At 69.5% G+C, this 11,047-nt stretch carries 3 protein-coding genes and 1 pseudogene; all 4 read right to left on the bottom strand.

Going from position 1 to position 11,047, the window contains the following annotated elements; all coding sequences use genetic code 11:
- Nucleotides 1-55: 55 nt before the first annotated feature.
- On the bottom strand, nucleotides 56-856 hold the full coding sequence (locus OHA55_RS24770; RefSeq protein WP_266709853.1) for a helix-turn-helix domain-containing protein: 801 nt from the start codon (nucleotides 854-856) through the stop codon (nucleotides 56-58).
- Nucleotides 857-1,089: 233 nt separating this feature from the next.
- Nucleotides 1,090-3,929 (bottom strand): annotated as a pseudogene (locus OHA55_RS24765) (DNA translocase FtsK).
- Nucleotides 3,930-4,159: 230 nt separating this feature from the next.
- Entirely contained in the window at nucleotides 4,160-4,834 is a 675-nt protein-coding gene (locus tag OHA55_RS24760; protein ID WP_266709851.1) for a response regulator, read from the bottom strand.
- Between the two features lie 372 nt (nucleotides 4,835-5,206).
- Complete coding sequence (locus tag OHA55_RS24755; protein ID WP_266709850.1) at nucleotides 5,207-10,657, bottom strand: HAMP domain-containing protein; 5,451 nt, start codon at nucleotides 10,655-10,657, stop codon at nucleotides 5,207-5,209.
- Nucleotides 10,658-11,047: the final 390 nt, after the last annotated feature.

Here is an 11,047-nt window from a genome sequence, read left to right as displayed (position 1 = left end):
GGGTGCCTGTCCGGGCGGACAGGTCGGGCGGTGGTGCGGGAAGCGGGGCTTTCTCTCAGCCCGCTTCGGGGTCGCCCTTCGGGAAGGAAAGCCGTTCGACCTGTCCGGGCTGGAACTGGTCCTGGACCTTCTTGCCGTTCACGAAGAGGTCGATGGATCCGGCGTTGCCGAGGACGAGGTCGACGCGCTCCTCGTCCTGGAACGTCTTCGACTGGCCCTGGAGGAGCAGTCCGTCGAAGAGGATCTGCCCGCTGTGGTCCTTGGCGGAGATCCAGCTCTTGCCCTCGGTGGCGCTGAGCTTGACCGTCACCTTGTCCAGCGGAGCCGCGGCGATGGCGCTCTCCGACGGCACGGGCTTGGGGTCGGCGGGCTTGGTGGGGGTCGGTTTGGCGGTGGCCTTCTGGGGCGTGGAGCCCTCGGCCACGTGTGCGGTGCTGGTTCCCTCGTCCTCACCGTTGAAGAGGGTGAAGCCGACGAAACCGACGACGGCGACGATGGCCGCGACCATGGCCGCGGTCCAGTTGGGCCGCCGGGGTTCCGACCGGATGCGTTCCGCTTCGAAGAGCGGAGCCGCGGGCGTGGGCACAGGACGGCCGCCGTGTTCGGCGTCGTACTGCTCGACCAGAGGTTCGGGATCGATGCCGACGGCGCGGGCCACGGTACGGATGTGACCGCGCGCGTAGACATCGCCGCCGCAGCGCGAGAAGTCGTCGTCCTCGATCGCGTGCACGATGGGGATGCGCACCCGGGTGGAGCCGCTGACTTCGTCGACCGTCAGACCTGCGGCGATACGAGCCTGCTGAAGCACACGACCGATCGAAGGCCGGTCGTCTTCGGGGGAGTTGCCGATGGACACGGGGGCGCCTTTCGAGCGTGAGCCACCTGCTGGATGTTCAGTCTAGGGGGGGTGCGAAAGGGTGGGGCAACCGGGCGCGACGACTTGTACGCCATCGGGTCCGACGGACAACCCCTTGGGCCGTATGGCGGGAGCGGCCACGGCCGCACCCTCCACTTGAACTTGACGTACGACCGGGGGCAACGGTTGCCCCCGGTCTCACGGGAAGTGGTTTCGCGATGATTCCGTGACCGTCAGGGAGCTGTTTCCCCGCGGATCACGGCCAACACACCGTCGAGCTCGTCGGGCTTCACCATCACGTCGCGGGCCTTCGACCCCTCGCTGGGGCCGACGATGTTCCGTGACTCCATCAGGTCCATGAGCCTTCCCGCCTTGGCGAAGCCGACCCTCAACTTCCGCTGGAGCATCGAGGTCGAGCCGAACTGCGTCGAGACGACGAGTTCCGCGGCCTGGCAGAGCAGGTCGAGGTCGTCGCCGATGTCCTCGTCGATCTCCTTCTTCTGCTTCGTCCCGACCACCACGTCGTCCCGGAAGACCGGGGTCATCTGGTCCTTGCAGTGCTGGACGACGGCGGCGACCTCGTCCTCGGTGACGAAGGCCCCCTGCATGCGGGTCGGCTTGTTCGCCCCCATCGGAAGGAACAGACCGTCACCCTTTCCGATGAGCTTCTCGGCGCCCGGCTGGTCCAGGATGACCCGGCTGTCCGCGAGCGAGGAGGTCGCGAACGCGAGGCGGGAGGGCACATTGGCCTTGATCAGTCCGGTGACGACGTCGACGGAGGGCCGCTGCGTGGCGAGCACCAGATGGATACCGGCGGCCCGGGCCAGCTGGGTGATACGGACGATCGAGTCCTCCACGTCACGCGGCGCGACCATCATCAGGTCCGCCAGCTCGTCGACGATGACCAGCAGGTACGGGTACGGCGACAGCTCCCGCTCGCTGCCCTCGGGCGCCTTCACCTTGCCGTCGCGCACCGCGTGGTTGAAGTCGTCGATGTGCCGGAAGCCGTACGCGGCGAGGTCGTCGTAGCGCAGGTCCATCTCCCGCACCACCCACTGGAGCGCCTCGGCGGCCTTCTTCGGGTTGGTGATGATCGGTGTGATCAGGTGCGGGATGCCCTCGTACGCGGTCAGCTCGACCCGCTTGGGGTCGACGAGGACCATGCGTACGTCGTCCGGGGTGGCCCGGACCATGATCGAGGTGATCAGGCAGTTGATGCAGGACGACTTGCCGGAGCCGGTCGCACCGGCGACCAGCACGTGCGGCATCTGCGCGAGGTTGGCCATCTCGTAGCCGCCCTCGACGTTCTTTCCGAGCGCGACCAGCATCGGGTGGTCGTCCTCGGCCGCGTCCGCGAGCCGGAGCACGTCGCCGAGGTTGACCATCTCCCGGTCGGAGTTGGGGATCTCGATGCCGACCGCCGACTTGCCGGGGATCGGCGAGATGATCCGGACGTCGGGGCTGGCGACGGCGTAGGCGATGTTCTTGGTGAGCGCGGTGATCCGCTCGACCTTCACCGCCGGGCCGAGCTCCACCTCGTACCGGGTGACCGTCGGGCCCCGGGTGAAGCCGGTGACGGCGGCGTCGACCTTGAACTCCGTGAACACGTTCGTCAGCGAGGCGACGACCACGTCGTTGGCCGCGCTCCGCGTCTTGCCGGGGCCGCCGCGCTCCAGCAGATCGAGGGAGGGCAGCGCGTACGTGATGTCGCCCGAGAGCTGGAGCTGCTCCGCCCGGGCGGGCAGCGGCCGGGTCTGCTCCGGAGCGGGCTTGGTCAGGTCCGGTACGCCGGCGGGCGGGGCGCCCGCCGTCCGGCGGCCGGTCCGTTCCTTGCCGGAGTCCTCGCCCGAGCGGGCTCCGCGCGCGCCGGGGACGGGGCCGCCGGTCCGCTCGCGCTCACCGGTGTGGTCCCGGTCGCCGAACACTCCCTGGGTGAGGTCGGCGACGACGGGCGAGGGCGAGATGCCGTTGAGTACCGCTCCGTCCAGCGCGGCGGCAGCCGCCGCGGCGACGTCTACGGCGTCCATCGCCCGGTTCGCACCGGGCTGCACCGCCTGCCGCCGGGGCCTGCGGCGCCTGGCCAGCGCCTCGGCCTCGGCGTCGTCCGCATCGAACACCTCTTCCGTACGGCGCCCGGGGGCCCGGCGCGTCCTGCCGGGCAGCGCCTCCCGCCACTGGTCGTCGTACCGCTCGTCGTCGTCCGTGTCACGCTCGTAGCCGTCCTCCGGCTCCGCGGGCGCGTCGACGATGCCCAGCTTCGTCCCGAGCAGCCTCAGCCGCTGCGGAATCGCGTTGACGGGGGTAGCCGTGACGACCAGCAGCCCGAACACGGTGAGCAGGAGCAGCAGCGGAACGGCGAGGACCTCGCCCATGGCGAAGACGAGCGGGGTGGAAGCCCCCCAGCCGATCAGACCGCCCGCGTCCTGTATGGCCTCCGTGCCGTCCCCGCGACCCGGGCTGCCGCACGCGATGTGGACCTGGCCAAGGATGCCGATGACCAGTGCCGACAGGCCGATGACGATCCGTCCGTTGGCCTCGGGCCGCTGGGGATAGAGGATCAGCCGCACGGCGACCGCACCCAGCAGTATCGGTACGAGGAGGTCGAGCCGGCCGAACGCCCCGGTCACCAGCATCTCGACCAGATCGCCGACGGGGCCGCGCAGATTCGACCAGGTGCCCGCGGCGACGATCAGCGCGAGACCCAGCAGCAGCAGCGCCAGCCCGTCCTTGCGGTGGGCCGGGTCGAGGCCCTTGGCGCCACGCCCTATCGATCGGAACAGCGCGCCGACACCGTGCGCCAGGCCGAGCCAGACGGCGCGCACCAGCCGGTACACCCCGTTGGTGGGGGACGCGGCGGGCTTCGGCGCGGGCCGCTTGGCAGCCGCCTTCTTGACGGGCGGCTTGCGCGGGGGCGCCGCTTTCCCGGCCGGCGCCTTTTTGGCGGGCGCGGCTTTTCTCGCCGGCCCCGGGGTACGGCCGACGCTCTTCGCGGTGCCCGCCGAGCTCTGGGAACCCTTGCCGGACGTACGTGAGGCCATGGGCCGAGGTTACCGGTGCCGACGCGTCGGGACACGTGCCCGTCGGGTTCACCCGACCGTGTCGGCTTGCGGGGGCGGGAAACTGACGCCGTCTCACCACTGTGGAGGGTGCGCAACAGGCAGGGAAGCCCGGACCTGCGGCACCCCGTTCCGGACCGTCGGCTCTGCGGCCGGCCACCGCTTCGGGGTCGGCAGTTCCGCTTCCGCGTCGGCAGTTCCGCTTCGGCGCGGCGGTTCCGCCTCCGCGCCGGGCAGTTCCGTGGTGTCAGCTCTGCGTCGGCAGAATGCCGGTGGCTCCGTTCGTTCCGGGCTCCAAGGCGTCGAGCGCCCGCCGCAGACCCGTGAGCTTGCGTTCGAGGTGCGCCGCGGTGGCCACGGCGGCCGCGTCCGCGGATTCGTCGTCCAACTGCTTGGAGAGCGCCTCGGCCTGCTCCTCCACCGCGGCAAGGCGCGCGGAGAGTTCGGCCAGCAGCCCGGCAGGTTCCCGGTCCTCGCCGGAACGACCGCCGTCGAGCTGGGCCCGCAGCAGGGCCGCCTGCTCGCGCAACTTGCAGTTCTTCATGTACAGCTCGACGAAGACCGACACCTTGGCGCGCAGCACCCAGGGGTCGAACGGCTTCGAGATGTAGTCGACGGCACCTGCCGCGTAGCCGCGGAAGGTGTGGTGCGGGCCGTGGTTGATCGCGGTGAGGAAGATGATCGGGATGTCCCGTGTCCGCTCACGGCGCTTGATGTGCGCCGCTGTCTCGAAGCCGTCCATACCCGGCATCTGGACATCGAGCAGAATGACCGCGAAGTCGTCCGTGAGCAGCGCCTTGAGCGCTTCCTCCCCTGACGATGCCCGCACCAGCGTCTGATCCAGCGCAGAGAGGATGGCCTCCAGCGCCAGCAGATTCTCCGGCCGGTCATCGACCAGGAGGATCTTGGCCTTCTGCATCATGGCCCGCCCTCCTCATCCCGGCGTCGCACCGGGTGCCGCCCCAGGGGACGGCTCCGTATCGCCGTCCGTCTTGTGCCGGTCATCGTAGCCGCACCCCGGCCGCCGCCACACCCTGTCACCGCGATGTCACTGTGCACACAACAAGAACGCGGCGGGAGTTCGGATGGTTCCCGCCCGGAGGACGTCTCCGCACACTCCCGAAGAGATCGGTGCCGCAAGCCGCAGCACGGGGCCGCGGCACGAGTCGGGTGCCCGGTACGGTGCCGGGACGGCGCCGGACGGGCGGCACGGCTCGTCCGCCGCGCCCCCGCCTGCCCGCCTGCCCGCCCCGGCACCGTGCCCCGCACCCCGCGGCAACCCGGCCGTACCGGGTCACTCCCCGTGCATCCACCGCTCCATGACGCCGAGCAGGTAGTCGGGATCGACCGGCTTGGTGACGTAGTCGGAGGCCCCGCAGTCCAGCGCCTTCTCCTTGTCGCCCTTCATGGCCTTCGCGGTCAGCGCGACGATCGGGAGGGCGGCGAATTGGGGCATCCGCCGGATCGCCGTCGTCGTCGCGTACCCGTCCATCTCCGGCATCATGATGTCCATCAGCACGACCGCCACGTCGTCGTGCTGCTCCAGCACCTCGATGCCCTCGCGGCCGTTCTCCGCGTAGAGCACCGAGAGTCCGTGCTGTTCCAGGGCGCTGGTGAGGGCGAAAACATTGCGGATGTCGTCGTCGACGATCAGCACCTTCTCGCCGCGGAACCTGAACGACCGCCGGGCCTCGGGCGCCTGGGCCCCTCGCACCCACTCCTCCTGCGCGGCGTTCTCCGCGTTCTCAGCGTTCTCCGCGTTCGTCCCCGCCCCGGCGCCGGTCCGGCCCGGCGCGGGCAGCGCCGGACGGCGGCGCGGATCGCCGAGTGCCTGGCGCCGACGCCGGAACACACCCGCCGAGTTGGCCGGATCGCCCAGCGGCGCCGAGTCGCCCTGGGAGGGGTACTCCCCGCTGCCGATGGGCAGTTCGGACACTCCGTTACCGCTCTGCGGGTATCCCTGGGCCGGGAGTTCACCGCGGCGCAGCGGAAGGTAGAGGGTGAAGGTGGAACCGCGGCCGGGCTCGCTCGCCGCGTGGATCTCCCCGCCCAGCAGGCGCGCGATCTCCCGGCTGATGGAGAGTCCGAGGCCGGTTCCGCCGTACTTGCGGCTGGTGGTGCCGTCCGCCTGCTTGAACGCCTCGAAGATCACCATCATCTTGCTGGACGCGATCCCGATCCCGGTGTCGGTGACCGAGAACGCGATCAGGTCGTCGTCCGCGTCCCGCAGCGTGCCCTGCTCCAGCAGGTTCTCCCTGATGGCGTTCGGGACGTCCGGCCCGGCCGGCCGGATCACCAGCTCCACCGCACCGCTGTCGGTGAACTTCACCGCGTTGGAGAGCAGGTTGCGCAGTACCTGGAGCAGTCGCTGCTCGTCGGTGTGGAGGGTGGCGGGCAGTTCGGGCGAGACGCGTACGGAGAAGTCGAGCCCCTTCTCGGCGGTGAGCGGCCGGAAGGTCGCCTCCACGTAGTCGACCAGCTGGACCAGCGCGATGCGGGTCGGGCTGACGTCCATCTTCCCCGCCTCCACCTTGGAGAGGTCGAGGATGTCGTTGATCAGCTGGAGCAGGTCGGAGCCGGCGCCGTGGATCGTCTCGGCGAACTCCACCTGCTTGGGCGAGAGGTTGCCCTCGGCGTTGTCAGCGAGCAACTTGGCGAGGATCAGCAGGGAGTTGAGCGGGGTCCGCAGCTCGTGCGACATGTTGGCCAGGAACTCGGACTTGTAGCGCATCGAGACGGCGAGCTGTTCGGCGCGCTCCTCCAGGATCTGCCGGGCCTCCTCGATCTCGGTGTTCTTCACCTCGATGTCGCGGTTCTGCCGCGCCAGCAGCTCCGCCTTGTCCTCGAGTTCGGCGTTGGAGGCCTGGAGGGCCTTCTGCCGGTTCTCCAACTCCTCCGAGCGGTCCCGCAGCTGCTCGGTCAGCTCCTGCGACTGCTCCAGCAGCTTCTCGGTCCTGGTGTTGACGCTGATGGTGTTGACGCTCGTCGCGATCATCTCGGCGAGCTGGTTCAGGAAGTCCCGCTGGATCTGGGTGAACGGCTGGAAGGAGGCCAGCTCGATCACCCCGAGGACCTTGCTCTCGAAGAGCACCGGCAGCACGATCACATGGGCCGGAGGGGCTTCGCCGAGCCCCGAGGAGATCTTCAGGTACCCGGGCGGCGCGCTGTCCACCTGGATGGTCTTCCTCTCCGCGGCGGACGTGCCGATGAGCGACTCGCCGGGCCGGAAGGAGGTGGGCATCGAGCCGGCGGAGTACCCGTAACTTCCGCGCATCCGCAGCTCGTACGCGCCCTCCGCGCTGCTGTCCGCACCCACCTCGTCGGTGTTGTCGCCCGCCACCATGGCCAGGAAGAACGCGCCGTGCTGGGCGGAGACCACCGGGGTCAGCTCGCTCATGATCAGCGAGGCCACGTCGTCCAGGTCCCGGCGGCCCTGCATCAGACCGGAGATCCGGGCGAGGTTGCCCTTCAGCCAGTCCTGCTCCTTGTTGGCGAGGGTGGTGTCGCGCAGATTGGCGATCATCGTGTTGATGTTGTCCTGCAGCACCTGGATCTCGCCGGCCGCGTCCACGTCGATCTTCAGGTTCAGATCGCCGCGCGTCACCGCGGTGGCGACGGCCGCGATGGCCCGCACCTGCCGGGTGAGGTTGCCGGCCATCTCGTTCACCGACTCGGTGAGGTCGCGCCAGGTGCCGTCGACGTCCCGCACCCTGGCCTGCCCGCCCAGCTGGCCCTCCGTACCCACCTCGCGGGCCACCCGGGTCACCTGCTCCGCGAAGGACGACAGCTGGTCGACCATCGTGTTGATGGTGTCCTTCAGCTGCAGGATCTCGCCCTGCGCATCGATGTCGATCTTCTTGGTGAGGTCGCCCTTGGCGATGGCGGTGGTGACGGTCGCGATCTGCCGCACCTGCCCGGTGAGGTTGGAGGCCATCGAGTTCACGGACTCGGTGAGGTCCTTCCAGGTCCCCGAAACCCCCGGAACCCGGGCCTGGCCGCCGAGGATGCCCTCCGTACCCACCTCGCGGGCCACCCGGGTCACCTCGTCGGCGAACGAGGACAGCGTCGTCACCATGGTGTTCACGGTGTCGGCAAGCTCGGCGACCTCGCCCCGCGCCTCGACGGTGACCTTCTTCGTCAGGTCGCCGTTGGCCACGGCCGAGGAGACCCGGGAGATGTTCCGCACCTGGCTGGTCAGGTTGTTGGCCATCAGGTTGACGTTGTCGCTGAGGTCCTTCCAGATGCCCGTCGCACCGCGTACCCGGGCCTGACCGCCGAGGATGCCCTCGGTACCCACCTCGCGGGCCACCCGGGCGACCTCGTCGGCGAAGTTCATCAGCTGGTCGACCATGGTGTTCACGGTCGTGACCAGTTCGAGGATCTCGCCCTTGGCGTCGACGGTGATCTTCTTCGACAGATCGCCCTTGGCCACCGCGGTCGTGACCTCGGCGATGTTCCGCACCTGGAGGGTGAGGTTGTTGGCCATGCCGTTGACGGACTGGGTGAGGTCCTTCCACGTACCGGAGACCCCCTGCACCTCGGCCTGACCGCCGAGCCGGCCGTCCGTCCCCACTTCCCGGGCCACCCGGGTCACCTGCTCCGCGAACGCGGAGAGCTGGTCGACCATGGTGTTGAGGGTGTTCTTCAGCTCCAGGATCTCGCCACGCGCGTCCACGTCGATCTTCTGCGACAGGTCGCCCCGCGCCACCGCCGTGGCAACCTGGGCGATGTTGCGGACCTGGTCGGTGAGGTTGCCGGCCATGCCGTTCACCGAGTCGGTCAGATCGCGCCACACCCCGGCCACCCCGGGCACCTGCGCCTGACCGCCGAGCCGGCCGTCCGTCCCCACCTCGCGGGCCACCCGGGTCACCTGCTCCGCGAACGCGGAGAGCTGGTCGACCATCGTGTTGATGGTGTTCTTCAGCTCCAGGATCTCGCCACGCGCGTCCACGTCGATCTTCTGCGACAGGTCGCCCCGCGCCACCGCCGTCGTCACCTGGGCGATCTGACGGACCTGGTCGGTGAGGTTCCCCGCCATGAAGTTGACGGAGTCGGTGAGCTCCTTCCACGTGCCCGAGACGCCGTCGACGCGGGCCTGACCGCCCAGTCGCCCCTCGGTGCCCACGTCGCGTGCCATCCGGGTCACCTGGTCGGCGAACGAGGACAGCTGCGCCACCATCGTGTTGACGGTGTTCTTCAGCTCCAGCATCTCGCCGGCCACGTCGACCGTGACCTTCTGCGACAGGTCGCCGTTGGCCACCGCCGTCGTCACCTGGGCGATGTCCCGCACCTGCCCGGTGAGGTTGCGGAACGCCGTGTTGACGGAGTCGGTGAGGTCCTTCCACGTACCGGCCGCGCCCGGCACCTCGGCCTGGCCGCCCAGCCGGCCCTCCACGCCGACCTCCCGGGCGACCCTGGTCACCTCGGAGCCGAACGACTGGAGCTGGTCCACCATCGTGTTGACGGTGTTCTTCAGCTCCAGCATCTCGCCGGCCACGTCGACCGTGACCTTCTGCGTCATGTCACCGCTGGCCACCGCCGTCGTCACCTGGGCGATGTCGCGCACCTGCGTGGTCAGGTTGCGGAAGACGGTGTTGACCGAGTCGGTCAGGTCCTTCCAGGTCCCGGCGGCGCCGGGCACCTGCGCCTGCCCGCCGAGCAGCCCCTCGCCGCCGACCTCGCTGGCGACCCTGGTCACCTCGTCCGCGAAGGTACGCAGCGTCTCGGTCATCTGGTTGATCGTCTCGGCGAGCTGCGCGACCTCGCCGCGCGCGCTCACGGTGACCTTCTGCGACAGATCGCCGTTGGCCACCGCCGTCGTGACCTCGGCGATGCCGCGCACCTGGCTGGTGAGGTTGCCCGCCATGGTGTTGACGGAGTCGGTGAGGTCCTTCCACACACCGGCGACACCGGGCACGGTCGCCTGACCACCGAGTTCGCCCTCGGTGCCGACCTCGCGGGCGACCCGGGTGACCTCGGAGGAGAAGGAGGAGAGCTGTTCCACCATCGTGTTGACGGTGTTCTTCAGCTGGAGCATCTCCCCGGACACATGGACGGTGACCTTCCGCGACAGGTCGCCCTTGGCCACCGCCGTCGTCACCAACGCGATGTCCCGCACCTGTGCGGTGAGGCGGTACGCCATCGTGTTGACGGAGTCCGTGAGGTCCTTCCAGGATCCGGACATCCCGCGCACCTGCGCCTGGCCGCCCAGCTTGCCCTCGGTACCCACCTCGACGGCGACCCGCGTCACCTGCTCGGTGAACGCCGACAACTGGTCGACCAGGTTGTTGACCGTACGGGCGACCTTCAGGAACTCCCCGCGCAGCGGCCGCACCGTCTCGTCCGCGGTGTGGGAACGCAGCTCCATCCGCTGCTCGAGGTCACCGTCGGCCACCGCGGACAGCACCCGGCCGACCTCGGACACGGGACGCGCCAGGTCGTCGACGAGTTCGTTGGACGCGTCGATCGCGGCGGCCCAGGCACCTTCGCAGGCACCGGTCTCCAGCCGTTCGGTGAGCTTGCCCTCCCGGCCGACCACCCGGCGGACCCGGGCGAGTTCACCCGTGAGGTGGAGGTTACGGTCGGCCACCTCGTTGAAGACGGCGGAGATCTCCGTCAACGGACCGTCCCCGGAGACGGTGAGGCGCCTGCGGAAGTTGCCGTCCCTCATCGCGAGCAGGGCGGAGAGCAGTCTGTTCAGATCCGCCGCGTCCACCTCGACGGTTCCTTGACGCTGTTTTTTCACGGGCTGTCCGCCTCTTGTACGCGTGCTTGAACCCCGCGCCGCCACGTCAGACTCCACCGTGTCCCTCCCGCAGGGTTGACCGTTTCGCTCGGGTGATTCTGAGAGCTTTCCCAGTTCCGAGGTACCTCACCGCCACAGCACACCGTCGACGGGTGCCCATGGAAACGTCAAATCCTTGAAACGTACCAGGCCCGACCCCACCGGCGGGTACCGATGGGATTCGTCACCCCGCCGACACCGGACCCCTCCCGCCCCGGCACCGTACGGGCACATCGGGAGTACCGCCGTCGCGCGCCCGCGTACGCCCATTCCCCCCGTCCCGGGTGAACTCAGGCCTCGTGTACCCGGCGGCCCCGGCGAGCGTCTAGCCTGGCCGAGGGCCGTCCGGTG

The sequence above is a fragment of the Streptomyces sp. NBC_00102 genome, from assembly GCF_026343115.1.
In the GTDB taxonomy this organism is placed as follows: domain Bacteria; phylum Actinomycetota; class Actinomycetes; order Streptomycetales; family Streptomycetaceae; genus Streptomyces.
Note: the sequence above shows the minus strand (reverse complement) of the source record. Positions and strands in the feature narration are given on the sequence as shown.

Bases quoted from the DNA above. Each gene is read 5' to 3' on its own strand.
- OHA55_RS24760 (WP_266709851.1), bottom strand. From the start codon at position 4,834: ATGATGCAGAAGGCCAAGATCCTCCTGGTCGATGACCGGCCGGAGAAT.